Raw genomic sequence first — 18,180 nt, forward strand, 5'->3', positions numbered from 1 at the left:
CAGATCGACGGCGATCTGGTCGCTGCCCTCGGCGACCGCAAGCTCCAGCCCGGAATGCCGGTCGAGGTCTTCATCACCACCGAGGAACGCACCGCGCTCTCGTTCCTGACGAAACCCTTCGCAGACCACGCCAACAGGATCTTCAAGGAGAGGTGAAACGGAGCCGACACGAGGGGAGGGGCGTGGCAATGCTTCAGACAGGCGTGGCCCGTGGCCACGATCCCATCAGGGCAAGGCGCCTTGCCAAGCCTGCTTCTAACCGAACGGCCCTGACAGGGTGTCATTCTCGATATCGCCACGCAGTGTAGCTGCTTGGCTGAGACCTTGCACGGCAATGACGGCCTCCAGGCGATTGCGGGCGCGGAGCTTTTGCATCAGCAGCGTCATGTAGCCCTTCACGGTCCTTTCGCTCAGCGACAGGGCGCTTGCGATCTCCCTGTTTCGCTTGCCGCTGGAAAGCAGCCTGACGATCTGATGTTCCCGGGCACGGAAAGTTCGGCATGGGCGCCGGTCGCGTGTTGGCGGGCTTGTGTTTCAGGGCGCCGATGATCCGGGCTGCGAATGAGGGGGAAATGAACACCTCGTCGCGGCGTATTGCATCGATCGCCGTACAGAGTTCATCCGTCGAGCTTGATTTCAGCACGAAGCCGCTGACACCCGCATCAAGAAGCGCGATGGCGAGATTGGTATCGCTCGAGGCGGTGAAGACCAGGACCTTCATTGCTGGCCAGCCCGAGAGAACTTCCAGAAGCGCGCGGAAGGCGTCTCCGGGCATATTGAAGTCGAGGATCATCGCATCGGGGCGGTGATCGGTGGCGATGGAGCGGATGTGCCCGACAGTGGAGCCCATCGCGCTCAATGTCAGGCCGGGTTTGCGCCGGACGAGCGCAGCCATGCCCTCCAGGAGAAGAGGGTGGTTGTCTATGATGGATATTCTGTATTCGGCCATTGATGTTCCCCTGAGGCTGCGGAGAAATCAATTTTTGTGTCTATGAATATTTGAGTGTTGAGAATTTTGTCTGGATTTTGGGGGGCGAATGAATGGGCGTCTCTGCGCATGATCGTTCGAATGATCGAAGCGCGGAGCTGAATTTCACGCCGTCTTGTTGTTGGGAGGATTGGCGGCGAAGGGCGGTCTCTCAAGGAGTTTGCTCCGCAATCTGGCCCTGCACGCGCCCATCTGCATGACCAGCCTGCAGAGTACCACGTGGCAGAGGCCCCACGAAGCGACGTTTCATCCTGCAGAAGCCGATGCAAGCCTGCCGTCGCGGCTGCAGTCCAGTCCGGCCGTCGGAGTTGCCAATGCGTCGGCGAGCCGAGGTTTCGTCCGGTCATCTCTTCTACTGCGGATTCCCGGTTACTGTCTCATATTTGTCTTCGCGTGCTTGGCGTGCGTTGCCTGCAGGGAAATCGGCCGAAGAGCCCATGAATACGGCTCGGGGGCACTGTTGCGCAGACGCTTATTATCCAAGGAATAAGATCACGCCCGATCGAATTTAATTGGAATCGAACGAATCGTTCGCCAAACTCGCGAGGCGTACCAGCAAAGCGTTGCCTACCTCATTATCAGTAGTTGGCGGGACATGGCTCGTACATCCGTAGATGGCAGGAAGCCGCCCCTCTCTAAAAGCCCCAGATGCATTGCGTTGGCTCTGCTTGGGGCGCTGCTGTTGAGCGCCTGCCAGGAATCCGGAATCGTCTCCTTCGAGAAGCAGGTCAACGCCACTCACTCGACGCGTTCGGTCGACGATGACGGCAAAAGGCGCCCCTTCGGACCCTATGCGAGCCTGCCGGACCCGAGTGGCGCCGGGCCGGCGCAGGCCGCCAAGGTCTTTTCGGGGGGAGAGTTCACCGGCAATCCCGACCAGTCGCGGATGCCGAGCGCTCTTCCGCGGGCGTCCGGGGGGCAGACTTATACACTCAATCTCGTCGATGCCTCGGTGACCGAAGGCGCGAAGGCCGTGTTGGGTGATATCTTCAAGACCAGCTTCACCGTCGATCCGAAGATCGAGGGCCGGATCACGATTCAGACGACGAGGCCGGTCGACAGTGCCGGCATCGCTGAACTCTTCGAGGCGTCCCTGCGGACCGTCGGCGCCGCGATCGTTCAGAACGGCAACATCTATCGGGTGGTGACGGCCGATCAAGCGGCGATGGGGGCGAGACTCGGCGGATCGGATAGCGGCGGCCAACAGATCGGGAACTCGGTCAAGGTGGTGCCGATGAGGTACATCGCGGCGACGGAAATGAAGCGCATCCTCGAGCCGATCGTGTCGTTCGGCGGAGTGGTGCGGGTCGACACATCCCGCAATGCGCTGCTGATCTCGGGCACGGCCCAGGAAATGAACTCCATCGAGGAGGCCATTTCAGTGTTCGACGTCAACGCCATGAAGGGTATGTCGTTCGCGCTCGTCCMAGTGCGAGGCGGAGAACCCGATGCCATTGTCGATGGGGTCAACCGCATCTTCTCATCGAATGCCGAAGGCGCGATGAGCGGCATGGTCCAACTGGTGCCGAACGCGAAGCTCAAGTCCATCCTGATCATAGCGAGGCAGCCGCAATATCTGCGTGAGGCCCAGCAATGGGTTCGCCGCCTCGACGATCAGGCCGCCGGGCCACAGCGGGAAATCCACAGCTACGTGCTCCGCAACCGGCAGGCCAAGGAACTCGTGGAGGTCCTGAATTCGATCTTCGCCAATGAGGTTACAGGCGGCGGAGATGCAGGCAGACGCGGCGGGCAGAGGGTGCGCAGCTCCGAGCCGGATGCCGCGGGCGTGCCGGGCCAGCTGGCCCAGGCCACGGGATTCTCGGGTGGCGGCTCGGGCGGTGACCGATTCGCAGGCGCTTTCGGGGGCGGCGCAGCACGCCGCAGCTTCGACATGTTCTCGGGCCTGCCCATCGGCGGTGCGACCCTGGCCACGGGAGGCCAGGAGAATGGCGCTGCCTCCGAAACGGCCGCGACGGGGTTCGGAGCGGGTGGGCCGGGCGGCGAGCCGCGGATCAAGGTCGTGGCCGACCCGGCGCAGAATGCGCTTCTCATCCTCGCCTCCCAGGAAGACTTCAAGCGGGTGGCCCGGGTCATCGCCAATCTCGACATCGTTCCCAATCAGGTCCTGATCGAGGCGACGATCGCCGAGGTGACGCTGAACGACGACCTCAAATTCGGCGTCCGCTGGTTCTTGCAGAACCAGCGCGGCAATCAGACGGGAACCTTCACCAACGCGATCGACGGGGCCATCAGCGCCGCGTTCCCGGGCTTMTCCTACGTTTTCAGGGCAGCCCAGGCCAACGTCACGATCAATGCGCTCGCCGAGGTCGGGCGGGTCAACGTTCTCGCTTCGCCGAGTCTCATGGTCGTCGACAAGAAGACCGCGACCCTGCAGATCGGCGATCAGGTGCCGATCACGACCCAGTCTGCGGTGAGCGTGCTGACGCCCGGCGCTCCGGTCGTGAACTCGGTCTCCTACAAGGACACGGGCGTGATCCTCAACATAACCCCGCGGATCAATGAATCGGGCCGCGTCCTGCTCGATATCGAGCAGGAGGTCTCGACCGTGCAAAGAACAACCACCTCCGGCATCGACTCGCCCACATTCGGGCGCCGGCGGGTGCGCACCACCGTTGTCGTCAATGATGGCGAGGGCATCACGCTGGGCGGCCTGATCCAGGACAGGACATCGCGGGTGGCGACGCAGGTTCCGGTCCTTGGCGACATCCCGCTGCTCGGCAATGCGTTCAAGGACAAGCGGGATCAGGTCGAGAAGACCGAACTCGTCATCATGCTGACGCCGCGTGTCGTGCGGGACCTGAACGAGGCGAAGGCGGTCACCGACGAATACCGGCGCAAGGTCGAGGCCTTTGCCCCGACGCGCGATCCCGGCCGCGTCGTGATCCAGAACGCCAAGCGCGTGCTACGATGATACGGAGATCATCAGGGCGATCTCCGGCACTGGGCTTCCGATGGAGGGAGCATGACCGAGCACGCTCGAACCGCACTGGCAGAAAACGATCCGCATAGCCGATCGTTTTCGGAGAAATTCGGAGCCTTCCTGCTGTCGCAGGGCCTTCTGGATGCGACATCGATAGGCCGCGCTCAACGCGCCGCGGCGACCGCCGGAGATCGCTTCGACCTCGTTCTGGCCAAACTCGGCATCATGTCCGAAGCGGATCTCGCGCTCAGCCTCGCACGCTATCTCGGGCTCCCGCTCTACGCGCCTGGTGACGAGAGCCTGCAGCCGCTTCTCACCGAGAAACTGCCGCCCTCCTTCGTGATCCAGAACCGGATTCTGCCGATCCGGCTGGAGGCGGGTACGCTGACGCTCGCCGTCGTCGATCCGCTAGACCAGATGCCGCTGGATTCGGTGCGCTTCGTCGTCGACCACGCGATCCGCCACGAAGTCATCACGCTTGCCGAGTTCGAGCGGCTCGCAGCGGTACTCTATGGCGAGATGAGCGCTGCCGAAGCGCTGGCGACACCTGTTCACGCGGGCGAGGATCCCAGCGAACACGACCTGCAGCGGTTGCGAGACAGCGCCAGCGAGGCGCCGGTGATCCGCCTTGTCAACCAGATCATTTCCGCTGCGGTCGATGCCCGCGCCTCGGATATCTATGTCGAACCGATCGGGAACGGGCTCTCCGTCCGGTACCGGATCGACGGGATGCTGCGCGTCACCGAAGAGGTGCCCGCGCGGCTGCGGGCCGCCGTCATCTCGCGCATCAAGATCCTGGCGAGGCTCGACATTGCCGAGCGCCGCCTGCCGCAGGACGGGCGCATCAAGCTCGCGATCCGCGGCAATGATATCGATTTCCGCGTCGCCACCATCCCCACCATCGACGGTGAGACGGTCACGATGCGCGTGCTCGACCGCAGCCGGGTCAAACTCGACTTTTCGAGCCTCGGCTTCGAGCCGGCACAGATCGCGGTGCTGCACAAGGTCATGGAGCAGCCGAACGGGATCATCCTCCTCACGGGGCCGACCGGCAGCGGCAAGACGACGACGCTCTACACCATGCTGAAACACGTCAATCGCCCGACGGTGAAGATCTTCACCGTCGAGGACCCGATCGAATATCAGCTCGCGGGCATCAGCCAGGTGCAGGTCCAGCAGACCATCAACCTCGATTTCCCGGCCTGCCTGCGGGCTATCCTGCGGCATCACCCCAACATGATCATGATCGGCGAGATCCGTGACACGGAGACCGCCCGGATCGCGGTGCAGGCGTCGCTGACCGGCCATCTCGTCTTCTCGACCTTGCACACCAACAGCGCCGCCGAGACGGTGACGCGCCTGATCGACATGGGGATCGAGCATTTCCTGCTCGGCTCGACCTTGCGCGGGATCRTGGCCCAGCGGCTGGTGCGGCGCTTGTGCACCTCCTGCGCAGAGCCGCACGAGGTCGCGCACGAGATCTCGGAGCAGCTGACTGAAACGGTTCCGGCACTTCGCCAACTCGGCCCCGCGAAACTGCTGCGGCCCCATGGCTGCGAGAAATGCGGCTTCAGCGGGTTCCGCGGCCAGCTGTCGATCGCGGAGCTGCTGGTCGTCGACGATAGCGTGCAGCGGGCGATCCTGCAGCGCCTGCCCGCGATCGAGATCGAACGCATGGCGCGCAGGGCTGGCGGCGGATCGATGTATGAGGACGGCGTCGCCAAGGCCTGGCGGGGTCTGACGACGGTCGAGGAAGTGCTGCGCGTGACGACCGCGCTGACGGTGGAGCAGCCATGAGGTTCCACTTCGAGGCATTCGATGGGGCGGGAAACCTCATCGAGGATGATGTCGAAGCCGCGTCGACCGACGAGGCGCGAGACATCATTCGCGCTCGCGGTGTCACCCCCTACGAGGTTCGGGCCTCGGGGGGAGGGGATTTCCTGTTTCGCGAGATCAGCCTGGAGCGCGGCTCGCGGCGGGTCAACGACGCGCAACTCGCGCGCCTGGCTCGCGATCTTGCTGTGCTCCTGCAGGCCGGCTTGCCGCTCGACACCGTCTTGCGCATCGCCTCGACGACCACGGAAGAGCCGCGGATGCGGGCCCTCGCGCTTCAGTTGATGGAAGGGGTTCAGCAGGGCTCGATGCTTGCGGAGATCATGGAGGGAATGCCGGGCCGCTTCCGGCCCGAATATATCCGCATCGTTCAGGCGGGCGATGTCGGCGCCGATCTCGGCGGCGCCATGCAGGAACTGGCCGAACTGCTTGACCGGCGGGTCGAGATCAGGAGCCGGATTCGCTCCGCCATGGCCTATCCGGCCCTCCTGGTCTGCCTTGCCGCGGTGTCGATCTCGATCGTTCTGGGATTGCTGGTCCCGGCGGTGACGCCGCTCTTCCTGGAGAACGGCATGCCGCTACCCACGGTCCTGGCGGCCATGGAAGCGGTTCGGCAGAACGGGGCGTGGATCCTGGGCCTTGCCGCCGCGATACTGGTCATCGGTGGGTTGGGCATCCTCGCGGCCCGGCGGAGTACTGCGCTTCGGATCAAGCTGGACAGACTCTACCTGTCTCTCCCCGTCATCGGGCGCATTGCGGAACTCCGCGAGGCGGGGCGCTTCATGCGCACGCTTGCGACCCTGGTCAAGGCCGGTGTCCCGCCGCTGCAGGCGCTTCAGGCCTCCTGTCCCCTCGTCAGGAACCAGCATACGCGCGAGCGGCTTGACCGGGCCGTCACGGATGTTCGGGCAGGCGTCAGCATCGGCGAGGCGGTCTCGGCAGCCGAGGCGCTGCCCTCTGTAGCTCAGCAGATGATCACGGTCGGCGAAGAAAGCGGCCGTTTGCAGGACATGCTGCTGYGCGCGGCCGTGATCCTCGAGCGCCAGGAACAGGTCCGGACCTCCCGCGCGCTCGCGGCGCTGACCCCGGTCATCACGATTTTCGTTGCAGGCATGATCGCGGTCATCATCTTTTCGGTGATGGGAGCCGTGCTCTCGATCAATGAACTGGCATTGCGATGACCAGGACACGGCGCGCCATCCCTGCCAATGCGGGCTTCACGCTCATCGAGGTGCTGATCTGCATCGCCATCCTGAGCCTTGCGGTGACCATGGCGGCGCCTCTGCTCAGGCGTACGCCGTCGCAGGCACAGGTGACGGCTGACGCGACCCGCCTGGCGGCTGCACTCCGGGTCACGCGCGCTGCCGCCATGGCGCAGAGCCGGGACATGCTCTTCCTGATCGATGCGGACCGGCGTATCTACGCCTCACCCGTGATCGGGGAAACGCAGATGGCGCCCCATACCAGCATCGACATGGCGCTGGCCGAGGCGGAGCGCCGCTCCTCCAGTGTCGGCGGTATCCGCTTTCTGCCGAGCGGGCGTTCGACCGGCGGCGACATCCATTTGCAGCTGAGCCAGGTCGCCGCGCGCGTGCGGGTCAGTTGGGCCACCGGCCATGTCACGCTCGATCAATAGCGCCAGGCGCAGGGGCCTGAGCGGCGGCGGCGAGGCCGGCTATACGCTGCTCGAGTTCCTGGTCGCCTTCGCGATCCTGGTGGTCGTCCTGGCCGCCCTCCTGACGGCGTTTGCCGTCGCGATGCGTGGCGACCGTCAGGCGAGCTTCCTCACTTTCGCGACGCTGCTCGCCAAGAGCAAATTGGCGTCGGCCGGACAGGACTTCCCCTTGAGGCCGGGAGCGACGGCTGCGAGGTTCGACAATGGTTATGAATGGCKCGCCGTCGTGCGCAGCTACGGCTCGGTCAGGCTGGGCGAGAACCGGCAGGTCGAGAGCCTGTGGGTCGATGTTACAGTCTCCGACCCCGCCAGCAATGGCACTCGCTCGGTGACCTTGTCGTCCCTCGAAATCGCGCCAAGGTCAGGGCCATGATGAGAAGCACACCTTCCGGAGCCCGGACCGGTGGCTTCATCCTTCTCGAGGTGCTGGTCGGGCTGATCCTGCTCTCCCTGACGCTCGGGCTCTTTGCCCTGATGCTGGGTTTTGCGAGCAGGGTCGCCGAGGCTGGGCGGCTGCGCGACCGCGGCGCCGAGATCGCCATCGGGGCTGCCGCAATCTCCGGCTGGCTGGCCGGTGCGCTGCCCCTCATTCAGCCGCGTGCGACGGAGCGGCCGCTGGTGATGTTCGAAGGTCTCGCCGACAGGGTGTCTTTCGTCACCTTGAGCAACGGAGACGCACAGCCAGGGGGAATACTTGCGATCACGATTGCGAGTGAGAACACAGGTGCCCAGGGCGCCGGCGCCCTGGTTTTCGGCTCATCGCTCATGTCGATTGGTGCCGGCGCGTTGTCGGCCCAGAACACGGGAGAGGTCCTTGCACGCGGCGTGGCTTCGGCAACATTCAGCTATTTCGGCTCGCGGGAAGAGGGTTCCCCCGGGCGTTGGCATGATGAATGGAGAAATTCCGAGCGGCTGCCGCGTCTTGTCAGCCTACGTGTCAGGGTTATCGTCGAGCGTAGGTTTGAAGATTTTGAGCTAAATTTTCCTATTCTTACAGAGTGATATAATTGTATTTGTATTATTATCGAAAGAACTTGTTGCGATATTCATATGTGTTGTAGGTCTTATTTTTATTTTTTTGATTTAATTCTGCGTCGTGAGCGGTTTTGCAATCTGACGGTTCTGTAGAACCGTCTCGCTGTGATAGCATTTACGCGAGAGAAGAGGGGACTACGACCAAGGTCACGGACTTTGGTTCCATGCGCGGACCGACCTTCGCCCCTTCAGTTGCTTCCTCCTGAAAACTAGAATTCCTGCGATATTTTGCACGTTTTCAGCTCGGGGGAGGCGGTCGTGTATCTTCCACGCGAAACCACTGGCATCCGGTTGAGAGAAGCTCAGCGAGCCCTCGAGAACCGGCTCGAGATCGTCAAAGCCCTCTCGCTGGGCGAAATCACCAAACGCGACCTGCTGCGCTGGGGCTTTTTCACCGCCGGCGGGTTGCTGGTAGCGAAAAACGGGCTCAGTCCCTTCGCCAAGAGCGCCTATGCCCAGGTCCCGACCGGGGCGCCACGCAGCCCCACCTTTGGCGCGGTCAGGTATCACGACGCCATGCGGCGGCCCGAAGTCCAGAAGCCTGTGCCGCTTCTGCGTATGCCCAATGGCGATGCCGCCTGGCAGTTCGCCTCAGGAGGCCAGGAGCCGCCTGCCAAGAATTTCTCGTATCACACCGATTTCAGCAATTCCCGTGGCGCTGCCTACCGCAATCCGGTGACCGGAGTCGGGCCCATGGAAGGGCGTCCGCCAGGCGAGTTCTTCGCCCATCAGCGCTGGGAGGAACTCTATCCGAAGCAGGGCTATCTGCTGTCGCTAGGGCAGGCTCGAGTGGGCAACAGGTTCTGCGATGGCATGCCCGACCAGAACCCGAACGCGATGTGGAGCTTTGGCCCTCGGCAGCCAGGACAGGCAGGCAATATGGCCGGCACACGCAACGGTCTCGGCATGCCGATCCTGATCAAGGCGCGCTATGGCGAACCGGTCCTCACCCGGATGTACAATGATCTCCCGGTCGACCGGGCGGCGAATGGCGGCTTTGGCCGGAACGAGGTCTCGATCCATTTCCACAACGCGCATAATGGCGCCGAGAGCGATGGCGCCTGCAACGCCTTCCACTTCCCCGGCACTTTCTATGACTATCACTGGGGAATAACCATGGCCCGGCGCGACATGCCGAGCCTCTGGCCGACGGGCGACCGCGACTATGTTCGCAAATGCTCCGGCCCCGACGACGGCGATGGTCTCGTCCCCGTTCCCGGAGATTTCCGGGAAATCCAGGGCAGCCTCTGGTTCCACGATCACCGCTTCTTCTTCACCGCCGAGAACGTCCACAAGGGCATGTTCGCGGTCTGCAATTTCTACAGCGGGCCCGACCGCGGGCGGGAGGATCTCGACGACGGCATCAATCTTCGATTGCCGAGCGGCACGCAGCTGAAATGGGGCAATCTCGACTTCGACGTTAACATGGTCATTTCGAACCCGGCCTTCGACACCGATGGCCAGTGTCGGTTCGACATCTTCGACACCGACGGCTTCCTTGGCGACATGCTCTGCGTCAACGGCACCTATTATCCGCATTTCGAGGTGCTGCCGCGGCGCTACCGCTTCCGCTTCTTGAATGCGTCCATGTCGCGCTTCATCAAGCTCGCTCTGGGCGTGAACAAAAGCGCGCGGTTCTCRCAAGGCACGAAGGTGCCGTTCTACTTCATCGCCAATGACGGCAACCTGGTGGTCAACCCGATTCTGCTCACCGAACTGGACGAGCAGGGCGTTGCGGAGCGCTACGACATCGTTGTCGATTTCTCGGCCTTTGCGCCGGGCGACAGCGTCTTTCTGGTGAATCTGCTGGAGCAGACCGACGGGCGCAAGCCCAAGGGCGCCGTCTCCATGGACAAGGCCTTCAAAGGCAGGGATGACGACCCCTGCGTTGGTCCAATCCTCGAATTCAGGGTCGTCAGCCAGGTCCAGAGCGTCGACAATCCCGGCAAGGTCTACAATGCCAATAATCCGATCGACAAGGATCGCAGCGCCAACTTTGCCGATCCCGAGTGGAGAACTGGGGTCAAGACCCTGACCACCCAGATTCCGATCGTCGCGCCCGTTCGCGAGCGGGTGATCGAGTTTGGCAGGTCGGGGGATGGCGATTCACTCGGGGCGGACGGGCAGTGCACACCCGATTGCGGAGACACCAAGGCCTTCCCCTGGAGTATCAAGGTCAACGGCCAGTCGGCGCACTCGCTCAACGCCAATCGTATCTCGGTCCTGATCCCTAAGCCGGGCGAGGTTGAGCACTGGACGCTCGTCAATGGTGGCGGGGGGTGGGACCATCCCATCCACCTCCACTTCGAGGAGGGGGTCACCATGGATCGTGGAAACCTCTCCATTCCAGATACGGAGCGGTTGGTACGCAAGGATGTCTGGCGTCTGCGTCCTTCGGGGAGGGTGAAATTCCAGGTGCGCTTCGGTGAGTTCGGCGGCGCCTATGTGAACCATTGCCACAACACGGTTCACGAGGATTTCGCGATGCTGCTGCGCTACCAGCTGCTCACCCCGCCGCCAGGCGACCCCAACTACAAGGGGCAGCCGCAATATGTGCCGACGATGACGCCGATCCCGACACCCAATGGCGTCGTCTGGAAGCAGCCCGAAATTCTGCCTGAGGGCGATCCCAGGGTGGTGAAAGTCGCTTCCAAGACCTGAGCGGGCGTCTGCGCCCCGAGAAGGTGGGCCGAAGTCGAGACCGCATTCGTTACTAAAGGGGCCGTTCATGCTCAGACGACTTTTTGCGATCAGCGCCATACTCGCACTGTTTGGAAGTGTCGGCGGCAGCATCGCGGCCCCTGGTGGCTCGCCCTGGGGGCCAGGGTACCTGCCCAACGTCCCCGTCATCACGCAGGACGGCAAGACTCTGCGATTCTACGATGACGTGATCAAGGACAAGATCGTCGTCGTCAGCTTCATCTACACGACCTGTCGAGACATCTGCCCTGTGATGACGGCGCGCCTGGCGCAGGTGAAGGACAAGCTCGGCGATCTCGTGGGCAGCCGCATCTTCTTCGTCTCGATCAGCATCGAGCCGGAAGTCGACACCCCCGACAAGCTCAAGAATTATGCGGAGGTGTTCCAGACCGGACCAGGATGGGTCTTCCTCACCGGCAATGCCGCGGACATCACCGTGCTCCGGCACAAGCTTGGCGAGCGGAGCCGCAAGGTGTTCGAACATCGCAGCGATATCATGCTGGGCAACGACGTGACCGGCGAGTGGGCCAAGGATTCGGCCTTCAGCGACCTCAACACGCTCGCCATGACGATCAAGTCTATGGATCCAGATTGGCGCAACCAGATGGGGAAAGCCGAGACCGTCGCAACAGATGGTGTTGCCGCGCGCGGCGAGCGTCCCATTGCGGCGACCTCGACGGGATTGCCTGGCCAAGCCCTGTTCATCAAGGCCTGCGCCGCATGCCATACCATCGGCAGCGGCAAGCGCGTCGGCCCCGATCTCCAAGCGCTCACTGCGCGGCGGGATCGCGACTGGATCGTGAGCTACCTGATGGAGCCTGACCAGATGCGGGCGAAGAAGGACCCGATCGCGCTCGAGCTGGCGGGAGCCTACAAGATCCGCATGCCGACGCTGGGACTGTCGAAGAATGATGCGGCGGATCTGATCGCCTATGTCGACGCCATGTCCTATGTCTCTGCGTCGAACAAGAAGGCCCCCCCTGCGGGGCATCGTCACTGACCTGCATCCTGCGTGCCGGTGGTTGCCTGCCGATGGCCGGCAACCACCATTCTCGCTTTGGGAATGACATTTCCCGAGGGCAGCGCCACAGTCCCTGGGTCCTTGCCTTGGATTCGGGCGGCAGATGATGAGAGCACGGCCGGGCTGCTATCTCCATAGCCGGCCTGCGGGAAGCCCGAGGCCAGCGGACTGCGTGGAAAGCCGCAGCGACAGCGGTTTTGCGCTGCTCGTCGTGATCTGGGCGACCGGGATCCTTGGCCTGCTGTTCATGACCTACATCGTGGCGGCGCGCTATCGCGCCATCGAGGCCGCGAGYCTGTCGCAGCATGCCCGCGCCGAGGCCATGGCGAATATCGGCATCAAGATCGCGATTCTCGATCTTCTCTCCGGCACCTCGCAGGGCAAGGCTCGCAGCGGCCGCTTCGGTTCTGACGGGACGCCTGTGGGCTGCAGCTTGGGCGACGGCTGGACATTGGCGATTTCCGTCGCGGACGAGGGCGGCAAGGTCGATTTCAACACCGCAAACATGGAACTGGTCGATGCGCTCATCCGCGGCGTGAATGCCAACGGCGAGGCGGCAGCCATGATCGTGCGGAACATCAGGGGGTTGCGCGAGCTCTCGCAAGACACTGGCAGCGCRGCATCAGGGAGTTCGTCCTCGGTGCGGGCGTTGAAGTCCGTGTTCGAGCTCAATCAGATCCCCGGTATGAGCCGCGATCTGTTCCGGGCGCTGCTTCCCTTGATGACGGTCAATTCCGGCAGCACCGGCTTCGACCCCACCGTCGCACCGCTGCAATTGCTCGTGGCCCTGGCGCCGGGGGGCGCCGCCTTGTCGCGGGAGGTGGCGCGACGGGATCTGCCGGCCCTCTACATCTCCGAAACGGCAGGCAGGGCTTTCCTGATCGGGAGCGAAGCGCTGACCGGCTCCGGCGTGCGCTTTGCGCGCGACGCCATCGTCGAAATCTCGCAGGACCTGCCCACGGGCTATCGTATCCGCGAATGGCGTGAAGGGGCGGCGCGTTCGGATACCGACGCTGGCGGGCGGTTGCCGCCATGCTGAAACATCGTCCGTAAGGGCCTGCGCATGCCGGATCTCGCTCACCTCGCGGCACTCGCGGTTCTCGTCGGGCTGATCTGCTACGCGGCCGCGGTCGATCTCCGGCAGATGATCATTCCCGATCCGGTCAACCTGGCGATCTTCATATCCGGGATCGCGGCATCTTTCCTTCTCGGCGTCACCGGTCCAGCCTCGGCGTTCGCCGGGGCTGCGCTCGGGGGAGGTGGTCTCTGGCTCGTGCAACGGGCCTTTCGGGCCTATCGCGGCTATGACGGCCTCGGGCTCGGCGACGTCAAGTTCGCAGCCGCCGCAGGGACCTGGACCGGCATGGAAGGCCTCGCCATCGCGCTCGTCCTGGCTTCGCTCTCGGCCTTGCTCTACCTGCTGGCGCGCCGCCTCGTCGATTCCAGCTTCGACGCCCGGCAGCCAATGCCCTTCGGCCCGTTCCTGGGGGTGGGTGTCGTGTCTGTCACCGGCTTCGCAATCCTGACCGGGGCATCGGTGGCCGAGACCATCGATGCCTGGTTATGGCGGTTGCACGGCGGCTAAAGCATCGGCCCGAAAAGTGGATTGCGGTTTTCGGCAAGGTCGGTCCATCTGAGCGCTCAACGCGTCATCGTGGCCGGCTGGCCCTGCGCGCGGGCATGGAGCGGCAGCGTCACCTGCCGTGCTCCACGGGCCAGCGTCACCATCTCCGGATTGATCGATGCGACGACCCAGCCCTCATCGGTCGCTTCGCCCAGGGCGAACCATCGCCCGGCTTCGCGCAGCTGTCGGCGCAGCAGCGCCTTGCTCAAGCCCGAGGAGACGACGACGCCACCGATCAGATAGCTCGGTGGTGGCTCAAAGACCGGGCTCGCGACCGGCTCGGGCATGGGAGCCCTGGCGACGAAGCTTGCCGGTGGCCGCCTGCTGGAGGAGAACAGCGGCCTCGCATTCACCATGTCGGGCTGATAGCGCGGCGTTTCCGCCGGCGGAGCGAGGGCGTCGCTCGTGATTGATGCGGCCTTCGTCACCGCCGAAGCGGGCGGAGGCTCGATAGGGTCCGCCAGGCTTCGCCAGCCGAAATTCACGGCGACGGCCGCCATTGCGGCGAGTCCTGCGAAGCCTGCAGCCTTGGCGAGGCCAGCCCCGCCGATGCTCAGCCCTTTGACCATCGCGTCACCCCATAGATCTCGATCGTGACGCCCAGTTTGTTGTCGCTGGCCTCCGCCTCGCTCGGTGCTGTCAGTTTCGCGTTCCGGATGAAGAGAAACGAGGGACCGTCTTCGAGGCTCGACAGAACCTCGGCCACGCGCGGCGTCGCTGCGGTGAACTCGACCCTCGCTCCGATCATGCGATGTCCGGACCAGTTGCGCGGCGGCAAGGTCGTCACCGAATTGAAGCTCACGGCGTGCTGATCGGCGACCTCGCGGAGCCGGGTCAGCAGGTCGGCCGTCGAAAGGCTCTCGGTGTCACCCTGGAGAAAGCGCCGCCTGGCCCCGTCGACATCCTCCGGGCGCAGCGCGGATAGCGACTGCCTGCGCGCGACAGCCGAGCCAAGATGCTCGATCATGACGGCGTTCTGGGTGATCTGGGTTTCCTGGACCCTCAGGATCTGGAGCGCGGGGTCGATCACGAACAGGTAGATCCCCGCCAGGATCAATCCGTTCGCGGCGATGAAGGCGGAGAAACGGGTCCAGCTCTTGATCTGTCGCCACATTTCATTTGCCCTCCTCGGTTGGGAGACGGGCCTTGCGCAGGGTGGCGCGGAGCGAGAAGTTCTCCTTGCCTGTGGCCCGGTCGAAGACCAGTGGCCCGGAAAGGGCCGCATTGTGCAGGATCGGCGATTCCTCCAGCAGTTTGATCAGGGCCGGAGCCGCATCGGAATAGCCGGTCGCGCGCAGATTGGCGCCGGTGATCTCGAGTTCCGTCAGGAAGGTTGAATCGGGAAGGATGCGGGACATCTCGTCCCAGACCTGGACGATGCCAGGTATGCTCCGCTGCGCTGTCAGCCGCGAGACGTCGTCGGCGAGCCCAAAGACGGATCTGAGGCTTTCCGTCGACTGCTGGGCGGGTCCCGAGATCTCGGCAATCTCCGCTTCCATGCTCTTCAGGAGCTGGGCCTGCCGCCAGGCGAGGACGAGATACCCGGTTACTGCGCCGAGCACCGTGAGCAGCACGAGCGCGATGGCGATCCGCTTGAACCAGGGGGAGGGTGTGTGTGGCTTCTGCRCAAATGGGACGGATACCGGGGGCAGGCCTTCGAAGGCGGGCCCCTCCAGCGTCGCGATCTCGGAGGGAGCGGCGGCAAGGCGCGCCAGCATCTGATCGAGCACCGCGCGGGGAAGCAGAAGATAGCGCAGTTCGAGCTTCCCGGCGGCTGCTCCCCTCAGATCATAGCCGACAAAGATGTCCTCGGGCTTGAGCGGTGTTTTCCGCGCGATGTGCTCCCGAACGATGCCTTCGGCCCGCGTCTGGGCGCGCCGCGGGATGACGAGCGACTGGGCGATGGCCTGAGGAGCCGAGAGCACGAGCCGGATTCGGCTGCTGGGTGCGAAGGAGGCCGCCTGCTCCTTGCAGCGGTTGAGCACGCTGCGGCTGTACTGCGCCCAGTTCGCGCGCTCGGCAATCAGCTCCCGGCCATCCGGCGCAAAGAGCGTGATGGTGACATGCTCCTCGGCAGGGACGATGACGAGCCGCAGGAAGCGGTCGGGCGCGGCCCATCTGCGGAGCGTATCGGGAAGAGAGGCCCGTAGCTCCTTGGCCCAGAACTCCGCGAGGGAGGCGATCCCTGAGCTCAGCCGACGGGAGCCGGTCATCGGGTCACGTTCCCGCGTGTCGCGGAAAGCTGCCTTTGCGCCAGGCTGTCCTCGCCTCCGCCCGGCCGGTCATTGCCGGCAATGGTGATCGCGAAACCGCGCCCATCATTCTGCACGGCATAGCCATAGGGCCTGCYCCACGGGTCGCGCGGAACAGTCGAGCCCTTGAGATAGGGGCCGTTCCAGGTTCGCAGATTCGACGGTGCGGCGACCAGAGCCTGGAGACCCTCCTGTTCCAGCGGGTAGCGGCCGTTGTCGATGAAGAACAATTCCACCGCGTTCGAGAGCGTCGTCGCCTGGATACGCGCGGTCGAGACCTTGGCATCGGTGAGATAGCCCACGACACGCGGGCCGATCAGGCCGACGACCAGGCCGATGATGCTAAGGACGACGAGCACTTCGACGAGGGTGAAGCCGGCCTGGCTCCGTCCCTTGTGCTGATGGCGGGTTGCCGCGACCATGCCACGCGATGACTGGTGCGGCAGGCCTTGCGATGTCGGGGGCTTGAGGCGATGCGGTTCCCGCTGATCCTCGCGTCCCGCAAGCTGAACCGCCGCCGGCATGCTTGCCGATTGCGTTTCCGGTCGCCAGCCAGGCCGCAGCTTCGCTGCGCTGGCGAGCATGGTGGCACGCATGCTGTCTGTCATCTTGGTCATGCCATTCCCCGCAGTCGAAGCCAGGTCCGAGGACGTCTATGGCGGGGACGCCGCCACGACGATCAACCTGGCGCACGGGCCGGGGAAACGCCTCGATGCACCGGGACCAGGCCCGGCGGAGGCTGTTCGATGCTTGAGGAACAGGCGCCGTATCACGTCGAGCGCTCCCTTCCGTGGTCCTCCATTATATCCCTCCTCGCCAGCGGTTTGGAACGGACCTTGGTCTGACGAGCTCGCCTCGTGGCCACCCTAGAAACGTCGGATGAAGCGCCCGCCCAACCCGGCGGGACCAATGGTTCCGGCGGACAGGCCTCTGCGCGATACTGGCGCCCGGATTGAGTCGTCTGGCCGCGCCCACGCAGCTCGACGGGATTTCAGCAGGGCAGAGAGCCATGGCAGGTCAGATGTTCGATGACGCGCCCGTACAGGTCGAGGTCGAGACGCCGGAGGGGGCGTTCCTTCTCGCCATCGACGTGGCGCGCGCGCCCCTGACCACCCGGAATTTCCTCGCCTATGTCGATGGCGGGCTCCTCGACAATGCCTCGGTCTATCGGATCGTGACGCTGGCCAACCAGCCGCCAGCGACGGTACACAAGATCGAGGTCATCCAATGGGGCTGGCCGGCGCCCGCCGACGAGCGCGAGCCACCCTTTCCGCCCGTGCCGCATGAGCCGACGTCGGTGACCGGGCTGCGGCATCTCGACGGCACGCTCTCGCTGGCGCGGCTCGCGCCAGGCACCGGCGGCCATGGCTTCTTCATCTGCGTCGGCGACCAGCCGGAACTGGATGAAGGCGGCGGCCGCAACCCGGACAGGGCGGGCTTTGCGGCCTTCGGCAAGGTGATCGCAGGGCGCGACGCGATTCAGCGGATTTTCGCGCGGGCCGAGCCGGTCGAATATCTGGAGACGCCGATCCGGATCCTGCGCGCACGGCGCCGGATACAGTCCTGAACGCGGCATGCTGCCATCAAAGCAGATCGCCCCGCGAACTGGGTTCGCGGGGCGATCGTGGACTGTTGTCCGACCTGACCATGCAGGCCTCGGACATGGGCTGATGGGGCTTACTCGCCCTGGTTCATCACGATCGGCTTCAGCACATTGCTGGGCAGGCCGTATTTGGCGATCAGCGCGTCATAGGTGCCGTTCGCTTGGAGACGATCGAGCGCACCCTTGACCGCATCGCGCAGCTGCGTGCCTTCGGCGGTCTTCGGGAAGGGGATGCCGGTCAGCGAACGGGTGAAGGGCGTGCCGAGCGGGACATAAGTGTTGGGCTCGAGCTTCTGGTTGTGGCTCATGGTCTCGCTGCCCTGGACACCGCCCTGCAGGCGCTGCGTCTTGAGCTGCGTGCGCGCATCGACCGAACCCTCGGTGCCGACGACGTTGATCGCGGGCTTGCCCTTGGCGACGCAATTGGCCTCGCTCCACTCGCCGATCTGGCGGGGCCAGTTAGTCGAGCGGCTGGCGCCGACGCTCTTGCCACAGAGGTCCTCAGGCG

17 protein-coding genes and 1 pseudogene are annotated in these 18,180 nt (G+C 64.2%); 11 read left to right on the plus strand and 7 right to left on the minus strand.

Annotation, left to right across the window (positions count from 1 at the left end):
• Positions 1-255 precede the first annotated feature (255 nt).
• Both AC1DJT_RS20745 and AC1DJT_RS20750 read right to left on the minus strand, forming a co-directional pair.
• Positions 256-471 (minus strand): response regulator transcription factor, encoded by a 216-nt coding sequence (locus tag AC1DJT_RS20745; protein ID WP_476770149.1) that lies wholly within the window; start codon positions 469-471, stop codon positions 256-258.
• Positions 472-613: 142 nt separating this feature from the next.
• Positions 614-949, minus strand: a pseudogene (locus tag AC1DJT_RS20750) (response regulator); the annotation flags it as partial.
• A 697-nt stretch (positions 950-1,646) separates the two neighbouring features.
• Between AC1DJT_RS20750 and gspD the strand changes: the two are divergent.
• The 10 genes from gspD to AC1DJT_RS20800 all read left to right on the plus strand — a co-directional run bounded on the left by gspD (position 1,647) and on the right by AC1DJT_RS20800 (position 13,778).
• Positions 1,647-3,920, plus strand: coding sequence for a type II secretion system secretin GspD (gene gspD, locus AC1DJT_RS20755; protein WP_476834770.1), 2,274 nt, complete (start codon positions 1,647-1,649; stop codon positions 3,918-3,920).
• Positions 3,921-3,971: 51 nt separating this feature from the next.
• Entirely contained in the window at positions 3,972-5,726 is a 1,755-nt protein-coding gene (locus tag AC1DJT_RS20760; RefSeq protein WP_476834771.1) for a GspE/PulE family protein, read from the plus strand.
• Positions 5,723-6,943, plus strand: coding sequence for a type II secretion system F family protein (locus AC1DJT_RS20765; protein ID WP_476834772.1), 1,221 nt, complete (start codon positions 5,723-5,725; stop codon positions 6,941-6,943). The genes AC1DJT_RS20760 and AC1DJT_RS20765 overlap by 4 nt, the downstream gene beginning before the upstream one ends.
• Positions 6,940-7,398 (plus strand): pilus assembly FimT family protein, encoded by a 459-nt coding sequence (locus AC1DJT_RS20770; RefSeq protein ID WP_441488822.1) that lies wholly within the window; start codon positions 6,940-6,942, stop codon positions 7,396-7,398. Before AC1DJT_RS20765 ends, AC1DJT_RS20770 begins: the two co-directional genes overlap by 4 nt.
• Positions 7,379-7,810, plus strand: coding sequence for a prepilin-type N-terminal cleavage/methylation domain-containing protein (locus AC1DJT_RS20775; protein WP_476834773.1), 432 nt, complete (start codon positions 7,379-7,381; stop codon positions 7,808-7,810). The genes AC1DJT_RS20770 and AC1DJT_RS20775 overlap by 20 nt, the downstream gene beginning before the upstream one ends.
• 50 nt (positions 7,811-7,860) lie before the next feature.
• Positions 7,861-8,439, plus strand: a complete 579-nt coding sequence (locus tag AC1DJT_RS20780; protein WP_441504842.1) for a hypothetical protein — start codon at positions 7,861-7,863, stop codon at positions 8,437-8,439.
• Between the two features lie 291 nt (positions 8,440-8,730).
• Entirely contained in the window at positions 8,731-11,133 is a 2,403-nt protein-coding gene (locus tag AC1DJT_RS20785; RefSeq protein ID WP_441504841.1) for a multicopper oxidase domain-containing protein, read from the plus strand.
• A gap of 67 nt (positions 11,134-11,200) precedes the next feature.
• Positions 11,201-12,172 carry an SCO family protein gene (locus AC1DJT_RS20790; RefSeq protein WP_441488818.1) on the plus strand — a complete coding sequence of 324 codons (972 nt, stop codon included), beginning with the start codon at positions 11,201-11,203 and terminating at the stop codon, positions 12,170-12,172.
• 193 nt (positions 12,173-12,365) lie between these two features.
• Complete coding sequence (locus tag AC1DJT_RS20795) at positions 12,366-13,232, plus strand: hypothetical protein (protein ID WP_441488817.1); 867 nt, start codon at positions 12,366-12,368, stop codon at positions 13,230-13,232.
• 24 nt (positions 13,233-13,256) lie between these two features.
• Positions 13,257-13,778, plus strand: a complete 522-nt coding sequence (locus AC1DJT_RS20800; RefSeq protein WP_441488816.1) for a prepilin peptidase — start codon at positions 13,257-13,259, stop codon at positions 13,776-13,778.
• Positions 13,779-13,834: 56 nt separating this feature from the next.
• Here AC1DJT_RS20800 and AC1DJT_RS20805 read toward each other — a convergent pair whose 3' ends face one another.
• From AC1DJT_RS20805 to gspG, 4 genes are read right to left on the minus strand one after another with little or no spacing between them, the layout of a single operon-like run.
• Complete coding sequence (locus AC1DJT_RS20805) at positions 13,835-14,386, minus strand: hypothetical protein (protein WP_441504840.1); 552 nt, start codon at positions 14,384-14,386, stop codon at positions 13,835-13,837.
• On the minus strand, positions 14,371-14,931 hold the full coding sequence (gene gspM / locus AC1DJT_RS20810; protein WP_441504839.1) for a type II secretion system protein GspM: 561 nt from the start codon (positions 14,929-14,931) through the stop codon (positions 14,371-14,373). Before gspM ends, AC1DJT_RS20805 begins: the two co-directional genes overlap by 16 nt.
• A gap of 1 nt (position 14,932) precedes the next feature.
• Positions 14,933-16,030: a PilN domain-containing protein gene (locus AC1DJT_RS20815; RefSeq protein WP_476834774.1), complete on the minus strand. Its 1,098-nt coding sequence runs from the start codon at positions 16,028-16,030 to the stop codon at positions 14,933-14,935.
• Positions 16,027-16,686 carry a type II secretion system major pseudopilin GspG gene (gene gspG, locus AC1DJT_RS20820; protein ID WP_476834775.1) on the minus strand — a complete coding sequence of 220 codons (660 nt, stop codon included), beginning with the start codon at positions 16,684-16,686 and terminating at the stop codon, positions 16,027-16,029. Before gspG ends, AC1DJT_RS20815 begins: the two co-directional genes overlap by 4 nt.
• Before the next feature lie 392 nt (positions 16,687-17,078).
• On the opposite strand from gspG, the gene AC1DJT_RS20825 reads away from it, so the two are divergent.
• Entirely contained in the window at positions 17,079-17,636 is a 558-nt protein-coding gene (locus AC1DJT_RS20825) for a peptidylprolyl isomerase (RefSeq protein WP_441488811.1), read from the plus strand.
• Positions 17,637-17,746: 110 nt separating this feature from the next.
• On the opposite strand, the gene AC1DJT_RS20830 is transcribed toward AC1DJT_RS20825, so the two are convergent.
• Positions 17,747-18,180 (minus strand): type 2 periplasmic-binding domain-containing protein (locus AC1DJT_RS20830; RefSeq protein ID WP_476834776.1); only part of this gene is annotated, 434 nt, incomplete at its 5' end.

Source organism: Allobosea sp. 05T422_2, from assembly GCF_056396265.1.

Coding starts and splice junctions, on each gene's coding strand:
- AC1DJT_RS20825 (WP_441488811.1), top strand. CDS start 17,079: ATGGCAGGTCAGATGTTCGATGACGCGCCCGTACAGGTCGAGGTCGAG.
- AC1DJT_RS20805 (WP_441504840.1), bottom strand. CDS start 14,386: ATGGTCAAAGGGCTGAGCATCGGCGGGGCTGGCCTCGCCAAGGCTGCA.
- gspM (WP_441504839.1), bottom strand. CDS start 14,931: ATGTGGCGACAGATCAAGAGCTGGACCCGTTTCTCCGCCTTCATCGCC.
- AC1DJT_RS20790 (WP_441488818.1), top strand. CDS start 11,201: ATGCTCAGACGACTTTTTGCGATCAGCGCCATACTCGCACTGTTTGGA.
- AC1DJT_RS20800 (WP_441488816.1), top strand. CDS start 13,257: ATGCCGGATCTCGCTCACCTCGCGGCACTCGCGGTTCTCGTCGGGCTG.
- AC1DJT_RS20770 (WP_441488822.1), top strand. CDS start 6,940: ATGACCAGGACACGGCGCGCCATCCCTGCCAATGCGGGCTTCACGCTC.